Origin of the sequence: Halorubrum sp. SP3 (genome assembly GCF_005435195.1) — an archaeon.
In the GTDB taxonomy this organism is placed as follows: domain Archaea; phylum Halobacteriota; class Halobacteria; order Halobacteriales; family Haloferacaceae; genus Halorubrum; species Halorubrum sodomense.
On sequence record NZ_SGTU01000817.1, the window covers coordinates 1 to 214 of the forward strand.

Annotated in this window: 1 protein-coding gene; it reads left to right on the top strand. The window is 57.0% G+C overall.

What is annotated here, in order from left to right; translation table 11 throughout:
* A partial coding sequence (locus EXE42_RS20115; RefSeq protein WP_206750799.1) for a hypothetical protein occupies nt 1–214 on the top strand: 214 nt, incomplete at both ends.

Here is a 214-nt window from a genome sequence, read left to right on the forward strand (position 1 = left end):
CTCGAGGAGTACTACGATTACTACGAGGGGCGCTTCACGTGGTTAGATGGCTATACTCACGGGGAGTTCCGCAGCATCTTCCCCTACACTGAGCAGACGCTGGATCTCACCAACAAGGCGAGTGTGTTCGACAATACGAACCGGACAGGGATCATGCTGCTCCATAACGCGGTCAAGCACCACGGGGACGAAGCCTCGCTGATCACCCCAGTCG